This window comes from Kitasatospora sp. NBC_01560 (genome assembly GCF_045208415.1).
Taxonomy (GTDB): domain Bacteria; phylum Actinomycetota; class Actinomycetes; order Streptomycetales; family Streptomycetaceae; genus Kitasatospora.
In genome coordinates this window covers 213318-235759 of the sequence record NZ_CP109364.1, presented here as the reverse complement: position 1 = coordinate 235759, position 22442 = coordinate 213318, and the positions used below count along the sequence as shown (strand labels likewise).

Below are 22442 nucleotides of genomic sequence, written 5' to 3'. Positions count from 1 at the left end.
CACGCTAACCAGGACGGCGGCCCCCGATGGTGAACGACGACAGGCTGAGGGACTACCTCAAGCGCGTGACGGCGGATCTGCACCACACCCGCCGGCGCCTGACCGAGGCCGAGGAAGCGGGCCGCGAACCGATCGCGGTCGTCGCGATGAGCTGCCGCTACCCCGGCGGCGTACGGTCCCCCGAGGACCTGTGGCGCCTGGTCACCGACGGCACCGACGCCATCACCGGCTTCCCCCGCGACCGGGGCTGGGACCTCGACCACCTGGACGACCCGGAACAACTGCGCGAGGGCACCAGCCACACCGCCCTGGGCGGCTTCCTCGACGACGTCGGGCACTTCGACCCCGGATTCTTCGGGATCTCCCCGCGCGAGGCGCTCGCGATGGACCCGCAGCAGCGGCTCCTCCTGGAGACCACCTGGGAGGCGTTCGAACGGGCCGGTATCGACCCCGCGACGCTGCGGGGCAGCAGGACCGGCGTCTTCGCCGGAGTGATGTACCAGGACTACGCGGTGCGGCTGCGCCACGTCCCCGACGACGTGGCCGGCTACGTCGGCAGCGGCAGCTCCGACAGCGTCGCCTCGGGCCGCGTCGCCTACACCTTCGGCCTGGAGGGCCCGGCGGTCAGCATCGACACCGCCTGCTCCTCCTCGCTGGTCGCCATCCACCTCGCCGCCCAGGCCCTGCGGACCGGTGACTGCACCCTGGCCCTGGCCGGCGGCGCGATGGTCATGTCGACACCCGTCCCGTTCGTGGAGATGAGCCGCCAGGGCGGCCTGGCCCGGGACGGCCGCTGCAAGTCCTTCGCCGCCGGGGCCGACGGCACCGGCTGGGGCGAGGGCGTCGGCATGCTCCTGCTGGAACGCCTCTCCGACGCCCGGCGCAACGGTCACCCGGTCCTCGCCGTGATCCGCGGCACCGCCGTCAACCAGGACGGCGCCAGCAGCAGGCTCACCGCGCCCAACGGCCCCGCCCAGCAGCGCGTCATCCGCGACGCCCTGGCCAACGCCGGACTCACCCCCGCCGACGTGGACGTGGTCGAGGCGCACGGCACCGGCACCCCGCTCGGCGACCCGATCGAGGCCCAGGCCCTGCTGGCCACCTACGGGCAGGACCGCGCGGACGGGCAGCCGCTGCTGCTCGGCTCGCTGAAGTCCAACATCGGGCACACCCAGGCGGCGGCCGGCGTCGGCGGCGTCATCAAGACCGTCCTCGCCATGCGGCACGGCACCGTCCCGCCCACCCTGCACGCGCAGGACCCGTCCCCGCAGATCGACTGGACCGCGGGCGCGGTGCGCCTGGTCACCGCCAACACCCCCTGGCCCGAGACCGGGCGGCCGCGCCGGGCCGCGGTGTCCTCGTTCGGCGTCAGCGGCACCAACGGACACGTCGTCCTGGAACAGGCGGACGGACCCGGGGACCTCCTGGACCCCGCAGACCCCGCCGGCCGGGGCGCCGCCCGGCACACCACGGACCCCGACGGCCCACCGCCACCCGTCCTCCCCTGGGTGCTCTCCGGACGCACCGCCGAAGCGCTGCGCGCCCAGGCCGCACGGCTCCGCGACCACCTCGGCGCCCACCCCGGAGCCGGCCCGGCCGAGATCGGCCACGCCCTCGCGACGACCCGCGCCGCGCACGAGCACCGGGCGGTCCTGGTCGGCGCCCACCCCGACGGGTTCCGGGCCGGCCTCGACGCCCTGGCGGCCGGCCGCACCGCCCCCGGCCTGATCCTCGGCACCGCCGGAACCGGCGGTTCCGTCGCGCTGGTGTTCCCCGGACAGGGATCCCAATGGGCCGGCATGGCCGTCGAACTCCTCGACTCCGCCCCCGCCTTCGCCGCCCGCATCGCGGACTGCGAGCGCGCCCTGGCGCCCTTCGTCGACTGGTCCCTGGAAGCCGTCCTGCGCGGCGCCCCCGGCACCCCGCCGGCCGAACGCGTCGACGTCGTGCAGCCGGCCCTGTGGGCCGTCATGGTCTCCCTGGCCGAACTGTGGCGCTCCTACGGCATCACCCCCGGCGCCGTCATCGGCCACTCCCAGGGCGAGATCGCGGCGGCCTGCGTCGCCGGCGCCCTCTCCCTGGACGACGCCGCACGGGTCGTCGCCCTGCGCAGCCGGGCGATCCGCGCCCTGTCCGGTCGCGGCGGCATGGCCTCGGTGGCGCTGCCCGCCGAACAGGTCGCCGAACACCTCGCCCCCTGGGACGGCCGGCTCTCCGTCGCCGCCGTCAACGGACCCGCCTCCACCGTGGTGTCCGGCGACACCGACGCGCTCGACGCGTTCCTCGACCGGACGGCGGCCCTGGACATCCGCAGCCGGCGCATCCCCGTCGACTACGCCTCGCACAGCGCCCACGTCGAGGACATCCGCACCGAACTGCTCGCCCGGCTCGACGGACTGACCCCCCGCCCGTCCGCCGTCCCCTTCTACTCCACCCTCACCGGCGGCCTGCTGGAGGACACCACCGCCCTGGACGCCGACTACTGGTACCGCAACCTCCGCGGGACCGTCCGCTTCGAACAGGCGACCCGCGCCCTGCTCGCCGACGGCTACCAGGTCCTCCTGGAAAGCAGCCCGCACCCCGTCCTCACCGTCGGGATCCTGGAGACCGCCGAGGACGCGGGCGCCGACGCCGCCGCCGTGGGCACCCTGCGCCGCGACGACGGCGGACTGCGCCGGTTCACCGAGTCCCTGGCCGAACTCCACCTTCGCGGAGTCTCCCCGGACTGGGACGCCGTCTTCGCCGACCGCCGCCCGGGACGGGTGGAACTGCCCACCTACGCCTTCCAGCGCGACCCGTACTGGCTGGAGGACGGCGCCGGGCCCGTCGCCGACGTCACCTCCGCCGGACTCACCCCCGCGGACCATCCGCTGCTGGGCGCCGTCGTGGTCCTCGCCGACAGCGACGGCCTGCTCCTCACCGGCCGCCTGTCGGCCCGCACCCACCCGTGGCTCGCCGACCACGCCGTCGGCGGCCGGGCACTGCTCCCGGGCACCGCCTTCCTGGAACTCGCACTCCAGGCCGGAGCCCGCGTCGGCTGCCCCCGGGTCGAGGAGTTCACCCTCGAAGCCCCCCTGGTGCTGCCCGAACACGGCGGCACCGTGCTGCGCCTCACCGTGGGCGCCCCCGACTCCCTGGGCCACCGCCCGCTCAGCCTGCACTCCCGGCCGGACACACCCGCCGACGGCGACCCCGACGACGAGTGGACCAGGCACGCCGAAGGTGTCCTGGCCCAGGGCGACGCGGAAGGCACGGAGGCCGACGGGCCGATGCCCTGGCCGCCGCCCGGCGCCGAACCCCTCGCCCTCGACGGACTGTACGACCGCTTCGCGGCGGGCGGATTCGCCTACGGTCCCGCCTTCCAGGGCCTGCGCGCGGCCTGGCGGCGCGGCGACGAGCTGTTCGCGGAGGCCGTCGTGCCCGCCGGGCCCGCACCCGACGCCGCCCGCTTCGGACTGCACCCGGCCCTGCTGGACGCGGCCCTGCACGCCACCGGCGTGCCCGGCACCCCCGGCGCGGACTCCCGTCCCGAGGGACGGCTGCCGTTCTCCTGGAACGGCGTGACCCTGCACGCCACCGGAGCCGGCGCGATCCGCGTCCGGCTCACCCCGGCCGGACCCGACGCGCTGACGCTCGCCGTCGCCGACGTGACCGGCGCCCCCGTGGCGACCGTGGACAGGCTGGTCCTGCGGCCCGCGGGCAGGGTCGGCCTCGGCGCCGACCGCGCCCCCCACGGGCGTCGCCATCAGGACCTCTACGCGACGGAGTGGGTCACCGCGCCCCCGCGCGGCAGCGGCGCGCCCGTCCACCGCACCGCGGACCTGGCCACGCTGCTGGCCGCCGTCGACGCCGGAGCCCCGGTGCCCGAAACGGTCCTGCTCGCCCGCGCGGAGCCCGCGGCCCCGGTCGGACCGGCCGCGGCCGTCCGCGCGGCCGTCCAGCAGGCCCTCTCCGACGTCCGGACCTGGCTCGCCGACGACCGCTTCGCCGGCTCCCGCCTGGTGTTCGCCACCCGGGGCGCGGTCGGCGCCGGGGAGGGGGAGGACGTACCCAACCCCGCGCACAGCGCGCTCTGGGGCCTGGTCCGTTCGGCCCAGTCCGAACACCCCGGGCGCTTCGCCCTGCTCGACCTCGACGCCGACGACGAGCACGGCACCTCCGCGGGCGTCGCCGCGGCCCTCGCCTCGGGAGAACCGCAGTCCGCGGTCCGCGGCGACGACGTCCGCGTACCCCGGCTGGCCCGGGTGCTCAGGAACGACCCGGACCTCCCGGACGATGCGGCAGGGCCCCTCCGGGCCTTCGACCCGGACGGCACGGTCCTCATCACCGGCGGCACCGGCCTGCTCGGCTCCCACATCGCCCGCCGCCTCGTCACCGGGCACGGCGTCCGGCACCTGCTACTGCTGTCCCGCGGCGGCCCGGCCGCCGCCGGAGCCGAAGAGCTGCGGGCCGAACTCGCCGCGCTGGGAGCCGAGACCGCCGTCGTCGCCTGCGACGCCGCCGACCGGGGCGCACTGGCCGCCGTACTCGCGGATCTGCCGCCCGCGCACCCGCTGACCGCCGTGGTCCACACCGCAGGCACCCTCGACGACGGCGTCGTCACCGCACTCACCCCCGAACGGGTGGACGCCGTGCTGCGCCCCAAGGTCGACGCCGCCCTCCACCTGCACGAACTGACCCGCGATCTCGACCTCACGCACTTCGTGCTCTTCTCCTCGGCGGCGGGGACCTTCGGCGGCCCCGGACAGGCCAACTACGCCGCCGCCAACGCCTTCCTCGACGCGCTGGCCGTCCGGCGCCGGGCGGCGGGGCTGGCCGGCCAGTCCCTGGCCTGGACCCTGTGGGAGCAGCCCAGCGCCCTCACCGCACACCTGGACGAGGACGACGTACGACGCCTCGCCCGGTCCGGGATGCCGCCGCTCCCCACCGAGCGAGGACTCGCGCTCTTCGACACCGCCCTCACCGTGGACCGGGCCGCCCTGGTCCCGATGCGCCTCGACACCGCGGCCCTGCGGTCCGCGGCGGCGGACGGCACCCTGCCGCCGATGCTGCGCGGCCTGGTGCGCACACCGCCGCGCCGGGCGGCCACGGCCGCGGGGGCGGCGGCCGACGACAACGCGCTGCGCCTGCGCCTCGCGGCCCTCGACGGCACCGGACGGACCCGGCTGCTCGTCGAACTCGTCCGTAGCCACGCGGCAGCGGTTCTCGGCCACGCCTCCCCGGACGCCCTCGACCCCGGACGGGCCTTCCGCGACCTGGGATTCGACTCGCTGGCCTCGGTGGAACTGCGCAACCGCCTGAACGCCGCCACCGGCCTGAGGCTTCCCGCCAGCCTGGTGTTCGACCACCCGACCCCGGCGGTGCTCGCAGGCTTCCTGGGCGCCGGACTCACGGGCACGGAAGCGGCCACGGCAACGGCCGTCGTGCCCGCCGGGCAGGTCGGACGGAGCCGGGACGCGGACGACGACCGGATCGCGATCGTCTCCGCGGCCTGCCGCTTCCCCGGCGGTGTCCGCTCACCCGAGGACCTGTGGCGGATGCTGGCCGAGGGCCGCGACGGCATGTCCGGCTTCCCCACCGACCGGGGCTGGAACCCGGACACCCTCTACGACCCCGATCCCGACCGCGTCGGGACGTCCGTCACCCGCGACGGTGGATTCCTGCACGACGCGGCCGAGTTCGACGCGGAGTTCTTCGGCATCTCGCCGCGCGAGGCCCTGGCCATGGACCCGCAGCAGCGGCTGTTGCTGGAGACCACCTGGGAACTCTTCGAGCGCGCGGCCATCGACCCGGCCACCCTGCGCGGCGCCCCGGTCGGCACGTACGTCGGCCTGATGCAGCAGGACTACGCCGCCCGGCTGCTGCCCTACATCCCCGAGGACGTCGAGGGATTCCTCGGCACCGGCAACTCGGGAAGCGTCGTCTCCGGCCGCCTGGCCTACTTCTTCGGCCTGGAAGGCCCCGCGGTCACCGTGGACACGGCCTGCTCGTCCTCGCTGGTGGCCCTGCACCTCGCGGTGCGGGCGCTGCGGTCGGGCGAGTGCTCGATGGCCCTGGCCGGCGGCGTCAACGTGATGTGCAGCCCCGAACTGTTCGTCGAGTTCAGCCGACAGGGCGGACTCGCCCCGGACGGCCGCTGCAAGTCCTTCGCCGCGGCGGCCGACGGGACCGCCTTCGGTGAAGGCACGGGCATGCTGCTGGTGGAGCGGTTGTCGGACGCCCGGCGCCACGGGCATCCGGTGCTGGCGGTGATCCGTGGTTCGGCGGTGAATCAGGACGGTGCGAGCAATGGTCTGACGGCGCCGAACGGTCCGTCGCAGCAGCGGGTGATCCGGGCGGCGCTGGCGGATGCGGGGTTGTCGGCGTCCGAGGTGGACGTGGTGGAGGCGCACGGTACGGGGACGCGGTTGGGCGACCCGATCGAGGCGCAGGCCCTGTTGGCGACGTACGGGCAGGAGCGGCCGGCGGACCGTCCGGTGTGGATCGGCTCGCTGAAGTCCAACATCGGCCACACCTCGGCGGCCGCGGGTGTGGCGGGGGTCATCAAGTCGGTGCTCGCCCTGCGGCACGGCGTGATGCCGAGGACGCTGCACGTGGACGGCCCCACGCCCATGGTGGACTGGTCGGCGGGAGCCGTGGAGATCCTCTCCCAGGCCCGCGCCTGGGACGACACGGGCCGTCCGCGCCGGGCCGGTGTGTCCGCCTTCGGCGTCAGCGGCACCAACGCCCACGTCATTCTCGAACAGGCCCCGGCCGACCCGACAACTTCCGCGGACACGCACGTCGACGGGTCCGGGACACCGGAGACCGTCCCCGCCGCCGTCCCCCTGCTCCTCTCGGCGCGCAGTCCGGAGGCGCTGCGCGCCCAGGCCGCGGCGCTGTCGGCCCGGATCCAGGACGGGTCGGGCGTCCGCGCCGTGGACGTGGCCTACTCCCTGGCCACCGGCCGCAGCGCGCTGGGACACCGCGCGGTGCTGGTAGGGACGGAGGAGAACCTTGCCGAGCACCTGACCGCGCTGTCACAGGGTGCTGCGGTGTCTGGCGGCGGGTTGGTTTCCGGTCGTTCGGTGTTGGTGTTCCCGGGTCAGGGTTCGCAGTGGGTGGGGATGGCCGCGGAGCTGCTGGCCGGGTCGGTGGTGTTCGCGGAGCGGATGGCGGAGTGCGAGCGGGCGCTGGCGCCCTATGTCGACTGGTCGTTGGCGGAGGCGCTGGGTTCGGAGGCCCTGTTGGCGCGGGTCGATGTGGTGCAGCCGGTGTTGTGGGCGGTGATGGTGTCGCTGGCGGAGGTGTGGCGTTCGTTCGGTGTTGTTCCGGACGCGGTGGTCGGCCATTCGCAGGGTGAGATCGCCGCGGCTGTGGTGGCGGGTGGTCTGAGTCTCGACGACGGGGCGCGGGTGGTCGCGTTGCGTTCGCGTGCGGTGGCGGTGCTGGCGGGGCGGGGTGGGATGGCGTCGGTTCCTCTGCCGGTGGAGGTGGTGCGGGAGCGGATCGCTTCGTGGGTGGGGCGGTTGTCGGTGGCGGCGGTGAACGGTCCGTCGTCGACGGTGGTGTCGGGTGATGCGGACGCGGTGGCGGCACTGGTGGAGGAACTCCAGGGGGAGGGGGTGCGGGCGCGTCTGATCGAGGTCGACTACGCGTCGCACTCCGGGCACGTGGAGGGGATTCGCGAGCGTCTGCTTTCCGAGCTGGACGGCATCGCCCCTCTGGCGGGTTCGGTGCCGTTCTTCTCGACGGTGACGGGTGGCCGGCTGGACACGGAGGCTCTGGACGCGGAGTACTGGTACCGCAACCTGCGGCAGACCGTCGAGTTCGGGCGGGCGACGGCGTCGTTGTTGGGGGAGGGTTTCCGGTTCTTCGTCGAGTCGAGTCCCCATGCGGTGCTGGGTGTTGCGGTGGGGGAGTCGGTGGAGGCCGCGGGTGTGGAGGCGGTGGTGTTGGGGACGTTGCGTCGGGGGGAAGGCGGCCCGGCGCAGGTGTTGCGGTCGGTGGGGCGTGGGTGGGAGTGCGGGTTGGGGGTGGACTGGTCGGGTGCGTTCCCGGGGGCGCGGCGGGTCGACCTGCCGACGTACGCCTTCCAGCGCACCCGCTACTGGCTCGACGTTCCGACCACCAGCTGGGACATCGCCTCGGCGGGTCTCGCCACGACCGGGCACCCGCTGCTCGGTGCGGCGATGCAGGTCGCGGACTCCGATGAACTGCTGCTCAGCGGCCGGATCTCGTTGGACACCCACCCCTGGCTCGCCGACCACGCGGTGTCGGGCGTCGTCCTCCTCCCCGGCACGGCCTTTCTCGAACTCGCGCTGCGCGCCGGGGCCGAGGCGGACTGCCCGGTGGTCGAGGAACTCACCCTCGGATCGGCGTGCGTGCTCCCGGGCGAGGGAGCCGTCCACCTTCAGCTCCGGGTCGGTGCGCCCGACGGCGACGGTCGGCGCAGGCTCGGCGTGTTCGCCCGTACGACACGGGACGCCGACGCGCCCTGGACCGAGCACGCCACCGGCACCCTGGCACCGCGGCCCGCCGGGGACGACCCCGCCGGAGCCGCGGCCGGTCTGCTGAGCTGGCCGCCGTCCGGTGCCGAACCCGTGGACACCGGCGACCTCTACGAGCGCTTCGCCGAGGCCGGCTACCACTACGGCCCCGCCTTCCGCGGCATCCGTGCCGCGTGGCTCCGCGGCGGTGAGGTGTTCGCCGAGGTGGTGCTGCCGGAGCCGCAGCACGCCGACGCCGCCGGATGCGTGCTGCACCCCGCGTTGCTGGACGCGGCCCTCCAGACCGCCGCACTGCTGCCCGACCAGGACGGCCGGGCCCGGCTGCCCTTCAGCTGGAACGGTGTGACCGGCGGGATCACCGGGGCCACCACGCTGCGCGTGCGGCTCGCCGCCGACGCGCCGGACGCCGTGACCCTGCACGCCCACGACCTGTCCGGACGGCAGGTGCTCGGTGTGGAGGCCCTGCTGCTGCGGCCTCCGGCCGCGGGCGGGCCGCTCTCCGCGAGCGCCCCCGCCGGCCTGCTGTACCGCCTCGACTGGACCCCGGCCACCGACCCGGCCGTCGGCGCTGTGCCCACCTGGGCCGCCCTCGGCGGCGCCGTCCCCGGAGCGGTGTCATGGCAGGACATCGACGCCCTGGGGGCCGCCCTCGGAGCGGGGGCCGCCCTCCCCGAGGTGGTCGTGGCGACCATCGCCACGGCGGACCTGCCCGACCCCGCCGACCGGGTCCGCGCCACCGCGCACCAGGGCCTCGCCCTCGTACAGCAGTGGCTGGCCGACGAGCGGTTCGCCGCGGCCAGGCTGGCCCTGCTCACCAGGGACGCGGTCCGCACCGGACCGGTCGACCGTCCCGTCGATCCCGCCCAGGCCGCCCTGTGGGGCCTGGTGCGCAGCGCGCGGGCCGAGCACCCCGGGCGCTTCGTCCTCATCGACGCGGCCGGGACGGGTGAGCCGGCGGACGCCCTGGCCGCGGCGCTCGCCGCAGGGGAACCCGAGCTCGCGCTGCGGACCGGCCCGCCGCTGCTGCCGAGGATGGTCCGCGGCGGCCGGCCGGACGGCACGCTGTCCCTGCCGGACGGCCGCGCCTGGCGGCTCACCACCGACGGCCGGGGCTCGCCGGAGGACATCGTGGCGGAGCCCGCTCCCGCGGCCTTCGCCCCGCTGGGCAAGGGCGAGGTACGGATCGCGGTGCGCGCCGCCGGGCTGAACTTCCACGACGTCATCGCCGCGCTCGGCCTGGACCCCGACCCCGAACAGCAGGGCCTGGGCAGCGAGGGCGCCGGCACCGTCGTCGAGGTGGGCCCGGGTGTGGACGACCTGGTGCCCGGGGACCGGGTGATGGGTGTCTTCGGGGGCGCCTTCGGCCCGACCGCCGTCGCCGACCGCCGCACCGTCGCCCGGATACCGGCGGGCTGGTCGTTCGCCCGCGCCGCATCCGTGCCGGTGGTGTTCCTCACCGCCTACTACGGTCTGTTCGATCTCGGCGGACTGCGGCGCGGGGAATCGGTACTGGTCCACTCCGCGGCCGGCGGTGTCGGCATGGCGGCGGTGCAGCTCGCCCGGCACGCCGGTGCGCGGGTGTTCGCGACCGCCTCCCCGGCCAAGTGGGACGTCCTGCGGGCCGGCGGGCTGGACGACGCGCACATCGCCTCGACCCGTACCACCGACTTCGCCGAGAAGTTCCTGACGGCCACCGGCGGGCAGGGCGTCGACGTCGTACTCGACAGCCTGGCGCGGGAGTTCGTCGACGCCGGTCTGCGGCTGCTGCCGAACGGCGGCCGGTTCGTGGAGATGGGCAAGACCGACGTCCGCGACCCCGGGACGGTCGCCCGGCAGCACCCCGGGGTGCGCTACCGCGCGTTCGACCTGATGGAGGCCGGTCCGGAGCGCATCGGCGAGATGCTCGCCGACGTCCTGGACCTGTTCGAGCAGGGAGTGCTGCGTCCCCTGCCCGTCACCGGCTGGGACGTCCGGCAGGCCCCGGCCGCCCTGCGCTCGCTCGGCCAGGCCCGGGGCGTCGGCAAGAACGTCCTGCTGCTGCCCGCTCCGCCGGACCCCGAAGGGACCGTCCTGGTCACCGGGGCCACCGGTACCCTGGGACGGCTCCTGGCCCGGCACCTGGTCGTCGCGCACGGCACCCGGCACCTGCTGCTGGCGGGCCGCCGGGGCGGCTCCGCCGACGGAATGCCGGAGCTGGTGCGGGAGCTGACCGGGCTCGGGGCGTCGGTCACCGTCGCCGCCTGCGACGTTGCCGACCGCGCCGCGCTCGCCGCCCTGCTCGGGTCGGTGCCCGCCGCGCACCCGCTGACCGCCGTCGTCCACGCGGCCGGTGTCCTGGACGACGCCACGATCGCCGGGCTGACCCCGGACCGGCTCGACCGCGTCCTGCGGCCCAAGGCGGACGCGGCGCTGGCCCTGCACGAACTCACCCGGGACCTCGACCTCGCGGCGCTGGTCCTGTTCTCCTCGGGCGCCGCCCAGTTCGGCGCGGCCGGGCAGGCGAACTACGCCGCCGCCAACGCGGTCCTCGACGCCGTCGCCGCCGAACGCCGGGCCGAGGGGCTGCCCGGCCTGTCCATCGGCTGGGGCCTGTGGGAGGAGCGCAGCGGGATGACCGCCGCGGTCACCGCGGGCCGGGGCGCCGGGGCGGGCGCGCTGACCTCGGCGGAGGGCCTCGCCCTGTTCGATGCGGCGCTGGACTCCCCGTACGCCTACCGGCTCGCGGCCAGGATCGCCCCGTCCGTGCTGCGGGCGGACGACCGGCTGCCCGCCGTGCTGCGAGGCCTGGTCCGCCCCGCCCGTGCCGGCGCCGCCTCCGCCGCGGCACCGGCCCGTTCGATGGCGCGCCGGCTCGCCGAGCTGCCCGAGGCCGAGCTGCACCGGACCCTGCTCGACCTGGTGCGCGGCACCGCCGCGGCGGTGCTCGGCCACAGCTCGCCGAACCTGGTCCGCCCGTCCCGTCCGTTCAAGGACGTCGGCTTCGACTCCCTCACCGGGGTCGAACTGCGCAATCGGCTGGCGTCCTCGACCGGGCTGCGGCTGCCGGCCGCGCTCGTGTTCGACCACCCCACCCCGGAGGCACTGGCACGCCACCTCGCCGAGCGGGCCACCGCCGCCCGCCCGACGGGCGACGCGGCGGTCCGGGCCGGGCTCGACACCCTGGAGACCCTGCTCGACGCCCTGCCGCCGGCCGGTGTCGGCGACGAACTCGCCGCGCGGATACGGGAGGTGCTGTCCCGCCTGCTGCCCGGCGGGACACCGGCCACCACCGCCGGCCCCGCGGGCGACGTGGACGACCTGGCCCCCGACCTGATCGAGGCGGCCAGCGACGACGAGGTGTTCGACTACATCGACCGGCAGTTGGGATCCGCATGACCGGGGCAGCGGTCCGCGCCGTCCGCGCCGTCCGCGCCGTCCGCGCCGTCCACGGCGTCCGCGCCGTCCACGGCGTGCACGCACCCCGCGCACCCCGCGCATCCCGAGACGAGACCCGAGCAGCCCGAGACGAAAGCAGCGGTGTCCAGTGAGCGACCAGAGGATGCGCGACTACCTCAACCGGGTGACCATCGACCTGCGGGACACCCGGCAGCGGCTCCGGGAGGCCGAGGCCCGCGCGAGCGAGCCGATCGCGATCGTGGCGATGAGCTGCCGCTTCCCCGGCGGTGTCCGCACCCCGGAGGACCTGTGGGAACTGGTCGCCGAAGGCCGCGACACCATCGCGCCCGTGCCCGGCGACCGGGGCTGGGAGAACGCCTGGCCGTCCGGCGGCACCGTCCCCGGGCGGGGGGCGTTCCTGGACGGCGCGGCCGACTTCGACCCGGAGTTCTTCGGCATCTCGCCCCGTGAGGCGGTCGCGATGGACCCGCAGCAGCGGCTGCTGCTGATGACGTCCTGGGAGGCCGTCGAGCAGGCCGGCATCGACCCGCTCACCCTGCGGGGCAGCCGTACCGGGGTGTACGCCGCGGCCATCGACCAGGGGTACGCGACGCTCGGCTCCGGCGCCGCCCAAGCCGTCCAGGGGTTCCTGATGACGGGGAACTCGATGAGCGTGATGTCCGGGCGGGTGGCCTACGCGCTCGGCCTCGAAGGCCCCGCCGTCACCGTGGACACCGCCTGTTCGGCCTCGTTGGTGGCGCTGCACCTCGCGGCGCGAGCCCTGCGGGCCGGCGAGTGCTCGCTCGCCCTCGCCGGCGGGGTCACCGTGATGGCGCTGCCCGCGGTGTTCGTCGAGTTCAGCCGGCAGGGCGCGATGTCCTCCGACGGCCGCTGCAAGTCGTTCGCGGCGGCCGCGGACGGCACCGGCTGGGGCGAGGGCGTGGGGATGCTGCTGCTGGAGCGGCTGTCGGACGCGCGCCGCAACGGCCGTACGGTGCTGGCCGTGCTGCGCGGTTCGGCGATCAACCAGGACGGCGCCAGCAACGGCCTGACCGCCCCCAACGGTCCCTCCCAGCAGCGCGTGATCCGGGCGGCCCTCGCCGACGCGGGCCTGACCGCCGGTGAGGTGGACGCGGTGGAGGCGCACGGCACCGGCACCACCCTCGGCGACCCGATCGAGGCCGACGCGCTGCTGGCCACGTACGGGCAGGACCGGCCCGCCGGGCGTCCGCTGTGGCTGGGGTCGCTGAAGTCGAACATCGGGCACACCCAGGCCGCGGCCGGGGTCGCCGGGGTCATCAAGACGGTCCTCGCACTGCGGCACGGTGTGCTCCCGCGCACCCTGCACGTGGACGCGCCCACCCCGCACGCCGAGTGGTCCTCGGGCGCCGTCGAACTCCTCACCGAGGCCCGCGACTGGCCCGCCGTCGACCGGCCGCGCCGGGCCGGGGTGTCCTCGTTCGGCATGAGCGGCACCAACGCGCACGTCGTCCTCGAACAGGCACCGGAGCCGGAACCGGCCGACGGACCGGAAGCAGTGACCGGACCGGAATCAGTGACCGGACCGGACACCGTGGCCGGGCCGGGCGCGCCCGGGGCCGTGCTGCCCTGGGTGCTGTCCGGCCGCACCGCGTCCGCGCTCGGGGACCAGGCGGCCCGGCTGCGCGCCCGGCTCGGCACGGAGGCACCCGCACGGCCGGCCGACATCGGGTTCTCGCTGGCGACGACCCGGTCCGCCTTCGAACACCGGGCCGTGGTGATCGGCGACGGGTACCCCGCACTGCTGAACGGGCTCGCCGCCCTGTCCGGACCGGGCACGGACCTGCCCACCGCCCCGGCTCCCGGCCCGGCTCCGGCTCCGGCCGCGGCCGCTGACCTCGTCGCGGGCACCGGCCGGGTCGTCGAGGGCCGGACGGCACTGGTGTTCCCCGGCCAGGGCTCCCAGTGGGCCGGCATGGCGCGGGACCTGCTCGCCACCAGCCCCGTCTTCCGGGACCGCCTCGCCGCCTGCGACGCCGCCCTCCGCGCCCATGTCGACTGGCGGCTCCCCGCCGTCCTGGAAGGCGCGCCCGGGGCACCGTCCCTGGAACGGGTGGACGTGGTGCAGCCGGTGCTCTGGGCGGTGATGGTGTCACTGGCCGCGCACTGGGAGTCCTGGGGCGTCCGGCCCGACGCCGTGGTCGGGCACAGCCAGGGAGAGATCGCCGCCGCCGTGGTGGCGGGAGCGCTGAGCCTGGAGGACGGGGCGAAGGTCGTCGCCCTGCGCAGCCGGGCCATCCGGGCGCTGGCCGGACTCGGCGGCATGGTCGCGGTCTCCCTGCCCGAGGACCGGGTCCGCGCCGCGATCGCCCCCTGGGCCGAGAAGCTGTCGCTGGCCGCCGTCAACGGGCCCGCCGCCGTGGTGGTCTCGGGGGAGACCGGGGCCCTGGCCGAATTCCTCGCCCACTGTGCCGCCCAGGGCGTACGGGCCCGGTCCGTGCCCGTGGACTACGCCTCGCACTCGGCCCAGGTCGAACGGATCCGGGCCGAGGTGCTCGCCGCGCTGGCCGGCGTGCGCCCGCTTCCGGCCCGGATCCCGCTGTACTCCACCGTCACCGGTGACCGGCTCGACACCACGGCCATGGACGCCGACTACTGGTACCGCAACCTCCGCGGGACCGTCCGCTTCGACGCGGCCGTACGCGCCCTGGTCGAGCAGGGCCACGAGGTCTTCGTCGAGGTGTCGCCGCACCCGGTGCTGACCATGGCCCTCCAGGACACCGCCGAGGCCACCGGCGCAGCGGAGCCGCCCGTGGTCGTCGGCACCCTGCGCCGCGACGACGGCGGACTGCGCCGGGCCCTGTGCTCGGCCGCCGAACTGTGGGTGGCGGGCGCGGCCGTCGACTGGTCCGCGGTGTACGCCGGTACCGGTGCCCGCCCGACCGCCCTGCCCGGATACCCCTTCCAGCTGCGGCGCTACTGGCTGGAGCCGGAGGCGGTGCCCGACGCCGGACCGGCCGCCGCCGACCCGCACGACACGGCCTTCTGGCACATGGTCGACCACGAGGCCCCGGCCGAGATCGCCGCGCACCTCGCCGTCGACGAGGACGCCCTCGCTCCCGTCCTGCCGGCCCTGCGCGGCTGGCGCAAACAGCGGCGCGACGAGAGCGTCATCGACTCCTGGCGCTACCGCATCGGCTGGCAGACCCTGCCCGACCGCCCGGCCGCCACCGCCGCCGCCGGCACCTGGCTCGTCGTCCTGCCCGCCGGCCACGACGACGACGCACGGGTACGCGGTTCGCTGCTCGCCCTCACCGAAGCGGGCGCCACCGTCGTCACGGCCGGACTCACGGCCGACGCCGTCCGCCGCACGGACCTCGCGGACACGCTCGCCACCGCCCTCGGCGACCGCGTCCCGACGGGCGTGCTGTCGCTGCTGGCCGCCGCCGACCAGCCCCACCCCGACCACCCGGCCCTGCCCACCGGGACGGCACTCACCGTCGCCCTGGTGCAGGCGCTGGGCGACCTCGCCCTCACGGCACCCCTCTGGTGTGCCACCGCCGGGGCCGTGTCCACGGGCCCGGACGACCCGGTCACCCACCCCCGCCAGGCACTGGTCTGGGGCACCGGACTGGTGGCCGCGCTGGAACTGTCCGCCCGCTGGGGCGGACTCATCGACCTGCCGCCGGACCTCGACGCCCGCGCCAGGACCCGGCTCGCCGCCGTACTGACGGCCTCCGGACCCGGCGCCGGCACGGACGGCGCCGGCCGCGAGGACCAGCTCGCCCTGCGCCCCACCGGCGTGCTGGCCCGCCGCCTCCGGCGCGCCCCCCGGAACGACGCCCGGAACGACGTCCGGAACGACGCCCGGAACGACGTCCGGAACGACGCCCGTACGGGGCACTGGAAGCCCCGCGGCACCGTCCTGCTGACCGGCGGGACCGGGGCCGTCGGCCCGCACCTCGCCCGCTGGCTGGCCCGCAGCGGTGCCGAGCACCTCGTCCTGCCCGGCCGCCGTGGCCACCGGGCCCCCGGCGCGGCCGAACTAGCCGCGGAACTGGCCGCCCTCGGCGTACGACTGACCCTGCCCGTCTGCGACCTGGCGGACCGTCAGGCCGTATCGGCGCTGCTCACCGGTCTGGAGACGGCGGGTGACCCGGTCACCGCGGTCGTCCACGCGGCCGCCTTCGTCGCGCTCGCCCCCCTGGACGGCACACCGATGTCCGCGTTCGAACAGATCGTCGCCGCCAAGGCCGCCGGCGCCGAGCACCTCGACGCCCTGCTCGACCGCGAACTCGACGCCTTCGTCCTGTTCTCCTCGATCGCCGGGGTCTGGGGCAGCGGCGACCACGGCGCCTACGCCGCGGCCAACGCCTACCTCGACGCCCTGGCCCAGCACCGCCGGGCGCGCGGCCTCACCGCCACCACCGTCGACTGGGGCATCTGGCAGGCCGAGAACCCCTGGCAGGACCGCATCGCCGGCGAGGACGCCGACCTGTTCAAACTGGAGCAGCACGGCCTGCCCCGGATCGCCCCGGACCTCGCGGTCCACGCCCTGCAACAGGCACTGGACGACGACGAGACCGTACTCGCCGTCGCCGACGTCGACTGGGAGCGGTTCGCCGCCGTCTTCACCTCCACCCGCCCCAGCCCGCTGCTCACCGGCATCCCCGAAGCCCGCCGCGCCCTGGAGGCCACGACCGGCGACACGGTGGCACCCGCCGCCGACCTGCTGCGCCAACGGCTCGCCGCCCTGGGCGCATCCGAACAGCACCGCCTGCTGCTCGACCTGGTCCGCACCCACGCGGCAGCCGTCCTCGGCCATCCCACGGCGGACGCGATCCGGCCCGGCAGGGCCTTCCAGGAGATGGGCTTCGCCTCCCTCACCGCGGTCGAACTCCGCAACCGGCTCAACACCGCCACCGGACTGCGGCTGCCGTCCACCCTGATCTTCGACCACCCCTCGGCCACCGCGCTCGCCCAGGAGATCCGCGCCGAACTGCTCGGCCGGCAGGCTACCGAGCCGCGCCCCTCCGACCCGGACCCCTCGGGCTCGGACGCCGCCGCGCGCCCGCCCGCGCCCGACGACGAGCCGATCGCGATCGTCTCCATGGCCTGCCGCCTCCCCGGCGGCATCGGCACCCCGGAAGACCTGTGGCGCCTGCTCGCCGACGGCGGCGATGCCGTCTCGGACTTCCCCACCGACCGCGGCTGGGACGTCGAAGCCCTCTACGACCCCGACCCCGACCGCCCCGGCACATCGACCACCCGGCGGGGCGGCTTCCTCCACGACGCCGCCGACTTCGACGCGGAGTTCTTCGGCATCTCGCCGCGCGAGGCCCTGGCCATGGACCCGCAGCAGCGGCTGCTCCTGGAAACCACCTGGGAGGCGATCGAACGCGCCGCCATCGACCCGGCCGCCCTGCGCGGCAGCCGCACCGGTGTGTTCACCGGCGTCAACTACGCCGACTACGCGGCCGTCGTCGCCCGGTCGGAGGAAGGCGAAGGCCACCTGCTCACCGGCAGCGCACCCAGCGTCGTATCCGGCCGGGTCGCCTACACCCTGGGCCTCGAAGGCCCCGCGGTCACCATCGACACGGCCTGCTCCTCCTCACTCGTCGCCATGCACCTCGCAGGCCGGGCGCTGCGTGGCGGCGACTGCTCGCTCGCCCTGGTCGGCGGCGTCGCCGTGATGGCGACCCCCGGCGCCCTCATCAGCTTCTCCCGTCAGCGGGGACTCGCCGAGGACGGCCGCTGCAAGGCCTTCTCGGACGACGCGGACGGCATGGGCATGGGCGAAGGGGTCGGCGTTCTGCTGCTGGAGCGGCTGTCGGACGCCCGCCGCAACGGACACCCGGTCCTGGCGGTGGTACGCGGCTCCGCCGTCAACCAGGACGGGGCCAGTAACGGACTCTCCGCCCCCAACGGCCCCTCCCAGCAGCGGGTGATCCGGGCGGCGCTGGCGGACGCGGGGCTGACGGCGTCCGAGGTGGACGTGGTGGAGGCGCACGGCACCGGCACCACCCTCGGCGACCCCATCGAGGCGCAGGCCCTGCTGGCCACCTATGGCCAGGACCGGCCCGCCGAACGGCCCCTGCTGGTCGGCTCCCTCAAGTCCAACCTCGGCCACTCCCAGGCGGCATCGGGTGTGGCCGGGGTCATCAAGACGGTGCTGTCCATGCACCACGGGCAGGTGCCCCGCACCCTGCACGTCGGCAGGCCCTCCGGGCACGTCGACTGGACGCGCGGAGCGCTGGCCCTCGCGACCGAGCAGCAGCCCTGGCCGCTCCACGGTCGCCCCTTGCGGGCCGGGGTGTCCTCCTTCGGCCTGAGCGGCACCAACGTCCACACCATCCTCGAACACACCCCGCTGGAGGACGACGGCCCGCCGGCCGACCGCACCCCCCTGCCGGCGGTGCCCTGGCTGTTGTCGGCGAAGAGCCCGCAGGCACTGCGCTTCCAGGCCGACCGGCTACGCCGCCACCTGGACGGCGGCCCCGTACCCGACCCGCGCGACATCGGGTCCGCTCTGCACGCGCGCTCCGCCTTCGAGTACCGGAAGGCACTGATCGGGAACCGGGAGCAACTCCACACCCTGCTGGGCCGGATGGCCGACGACGACTCGGGAGCGGGGGACGGCGGTCGCACGGTCGACGGTCGTTCGGTGTTGGTGTTCCCGGGTCAGGGTTCGCAGTGGGTGGGGATGGCCGCGGAGCTGCTGGCCGGATCGGCGGTGTTCGCGGAGCGGATGGCGGAGTGCGAGCGGGCGCTGGCGCCCTATGTCGACTGGTCGTTGGCGGAGGCGCTGGGCTCGGAGGCGCTGCTGGCGCGGGTCGATGTGGTGCAGCCGGTGCTGTGGGCGGTGATGGTGTCGCTGGCGGAGGTGTGGCGTTCGTTCGGTGTCGTCCCGGACGCGGTGGTCGGTCACTCCCAGGGTGAGATCGCCGCGGCTGTGGTGGCGGGTGGTCTGAGTCTCGACGACGGGGCGCGGGTGGTCGCGTTGCGTTCGCGTGCGGTGGCGGTGCTGGCGGGGCGGGGTGGGATGGCGTCGGTGCCGTTGCCGGTGGAGGTGGTGCGGGAGCGGATCGCTTCGTGGGTGGGGCGGTTGTCGGTGGCGGCGGTGAACGGTCCGTCGTCGACGGTGGTGTCGGGTGATGCGGACGCGGTCACGGCACTGGTCGAGGAACTCCAGGGGGAGGGGGTGCGGGCGCGTCTGATCGAGGTCGACTACGCGTCGCACTCCGGGCACGTGGAGGAGATCCGCGAGCGCCTGCTGTCCGAGCTGGACGGCATCGCCCCTGTCGCGGGTTCGGTGCCGTTCTTCTCGACGGTGACGGGTGGCCGGCTGGGCATGGAGGCTCTGGACGCGGAGTACTGGTACCGGAATCTGCGGGAGACCGTCGAGTTCGGGCGGGCGACGGCGGCGTTGTTGGGGGAGGGTTTCCGGTTCTTCGTCGAGTCGAGTCCGCATGCGGTGTTGTCGGTTGCGGTGGGGGAGTCGGTGGAGGCCGCGGGTGTGGAGGCGGTGGTGTTGGGGACGTTGCGTCGGGGGGAGGGCGGCCCGGCGCAGGTGTTGCGGTCGGTGGGTCGTGGGTGGGAGTGCGGGTTGGGGGTGGACTGGTCGGGTGCGTTCCCGGGGGCGCGGCGGGTCGAGCTGCCGACGTACGCCTTCCAACGCACCCGCTACTGGCCCGAGCCGGCGCCCACCACGGCGGCCGATGTGGGCTCGGCCGGGCTCGACCCGGCCGACCACCCCATCCTCGGAGCGGCCGTCGAGCTGGCCGACACGGGTGAACTGCTGCTCAGCGGCCGGTTGTCGCTCCGTACCCACCCCTGGCTCGCCGACCACGCCGTGGCCGGTACGGTCCTGCTGCCCGGCGCGGCCTTCGCGGAACTGGCCGTACGCGCCGCGGACGAGGCCGGTTGCCACACGGTGGAAGAACTGACGCTCCAGTCACCGCTGTTGATACCCGCCGACGCCGCCGTTCGGCTGCAAGTGCGGGTCGGCGCCGCGGACGCGCACGGCAACCGCTCCCTGGACGTGTTCTCCTGCCGCGAGGACGCGGCGACCCCGCACTGGACCGCGCACGCGACCGGCGGACTCACCGGCGCCGCCACGACCGGCAACCCGCCGCCCGCACCCGTACCGGACGGCGCCGGCTCCTGGCCCCCGCCCGGTGCCGTCCCGATCGCCGTCGACGACCTGTACGAGCGGTTCCACGCCTCCGGCTACGGCTACGGACCCGCCTTCCGCGGGCTCACCACTGCCTGGCGCCGGGGTGACGAGATCTTCACCGAGGTACGCCTGCCCGAGGACCAGCACCGGTCCGCCCCGGCCTTCGGCGTGCACCCCGCCCTCCTGGACGCCGCCCTCCAGGGACTGTTCCTGCGCGCTCGGCCGGAAACCGGACCGGGCCCGGACCGGCCGTCCGCCGGACTGCCGTTCTCCTGGAGCGGAGTCAGGCTGCACGCCTCCGGAGCCACCGCGCTCAGGGTACGGCTCGGCTTCCGGGCGGACGGATCGGTGTCGATCGACGCGACCGACCCGAACGGCCTCCCGGTCGCGTCGGTCGAGGCGCTCGCCGTCCGCCCGGTCGACCTCGACACCCTCCGCCCGGGCGGAGGCCCGGAATCCCTCTACCGGCTGCAGTGGTCGGCGGCGCCCGCCACCGCACCCGCCGCGCCCCGCGGGCCCTGGGCCGTCCTCGGCGGCGGGGAACTCTTCCCGGACAGCCATCCGGACCTGGCCGCGCTCGGTGCCGCGCTGGACGGGGGAGCGCCGCCGCCCGCCGCGGTGCTGGCCTGGTGCGACCACACCCCGCCCCTCCCGTCCCCGCCCGACGCCGCATCCGTGCACACCGCACTGGACGACGCCCTGCGGCTCGTCCAGGACTGGCTGGCCGACCCGCGGTGGGACGACGGAACCCGGCTCGTCCTCGTCACCCGGGGGGCCGTCTCCACGGCGGCCGGTGAGGAGGTCACCGACCTCACCGGCGCCGCGGTCCGCGGCCTCGTCCGCTCCGCCCAGTCCGAGCACCCGGACCGCTTCCTGCTGATCGACACCGACGACCCGGCCGCCGTGGCCGGCCTGCTGCCCCGGGCACTGGCCGGAACCGAACCCCAACTGGCGATCCGCGGCGGACAACTCCTCGCCGCCCGCCTCACCAGGGCCACCACCGCCACGGACCCGGCCCCGGGAACGGACGCGCTCCCGGGCCCGGACCCGGACACACCGTCCGGTATCGCCGCCGCCGGGGGAACCGTCCTCGTCACCGGGGCCGGCGGCGCGCTCGGCGGCCTGGTGGCACAGCACCTCGTGACCGCGCGCGGCGTACGGAACCTGCTGCTCGTCGGCAGGCGCGGCGCGGACGCCCCGGGCCTGGCCGACCTCGCCGCCGAACTGCGCGGACTCGGCGCCCGGGTGGACGTGGAGGCCTGTGACGTCGCCGACCGGGACGCGCTCGCCGCCCTGCTCGCCGGCATCCCCGCCGGCCGTCCGCTGAGCGCGGTCGTCCACGCGGCCGGCGTCCTGGACGACGGGACGGTCGAGTCGCTGACTCCCGAACGGATGCGCCACGTCCTGCGGCCCAAGGTCGACGCGGCCCTCAACCTGCACGCCCTCACCCGTGATCTGCCGCTGTCGGCCTTCGTCCTGTTCTCCTCCGCGTCCGCCACGGTCGGCAACGCCGGGCAGGGCAACTACGCGGCCGCCAACGCCTTCCTCGACGCGCTCGCCCAGCACCGCCGGGCGCTGAACCTGCCCGCCCAGTCACTGGCCTGGGGCCTGTGGGCGCGCCGCAGCACCATGACCGGAACGCTCACCGCCGCCGACCTGCGGCGGATGTCCCGGGGAGGCACCGCGGCCATCGGCAGCGAAGAAGGCCTGGCACTGTTCGACGCGGCGCTCGCCCTGGACGAACCGCTGCTCGTCCCGGTCAAGATCGACCTCGGCCGGCTCCGGACGGCGGCCCGGACCGCACCGGTCCCGGCCCTGCTCTCCGCCCTCGTCCCCGGCGCCGCACGCCGCCCCGCCTCCGGGGCGGACGCCGCCGAAGCGGACTCGCTGCGCCGCCGGCTGACCGGCCTCACCCCGGAGGAGCGCGTCGCCACCCTGCTCGACCTGGTACGGAGCCGGAGCGCCGACGTCCTCGGCCACGGCGCAGGCGGGACCATCGACCCGGACCAGGCGTTCAAGGACCTCGGCTTCGACTCGCTCACCTCCGTCGAACTCCGCAACCGGCTCAGCGCCGCCACCGGCCGTCGGCTGCCCGCGACCCTGGTCTTCGACCACCCCACCCCGGCCGCCGTCGCCGCCCACCTCGCCGGGCGCCTGGTACCCGACGGGCCGGGCGGCCCCACCGCCACCGGGAAGGCCGCCGGGACGACGGGCCGGGCGGACCGCGCGGACCACGAGATCAGCTCCCTGCTCGCCGCGATCCCACCCGCCGCACTGCGTCGGGCCGGTCTCCTCGACGCGCTCCTGGACCTCGCCGACCGACCGGGTACACCGGCTCCCGCCGCCGACATCCACGGCATGGCCGTCGACGAACTCGTCCGCATGGCCCTGGACGGCGAACGTGACTGACCGACAGCCGCAGA

The 22442-nt window shown here is 75.7% G+C and carries 2 protein-coding genes; both read left to right on the top strand.

Translation table 11 applies throughout. The annotated features are described in order from the left end of the window. Positions 1-29: 29 nt before the first annotated feature. Positions 30-11864, top strand: coding sequence for an SDR family NAD(P)-dependent oxidoreductase (locus tag OH807_RS00985; protein ID WP_406210613.1), 11835 nt, complete (start codon positions 30-32; stop codon positions 11862-11864). 148 nt (positions 11865-12012) lie between these two features. Beyond that, positions 12013-22428 carry a type I polyketide synthase gene (locus OH807_RS00980; RefSeq protein WP_406192471.1) on the top strand — a complete coding sequence of 3472 codons (10416 nt, stop codon included), beginning with the start codon at positions 12013-12015 and terminating at the stop codon, positions 22426-22428. Positions 22429-22442: the final 14 nt, after the last annotated feature.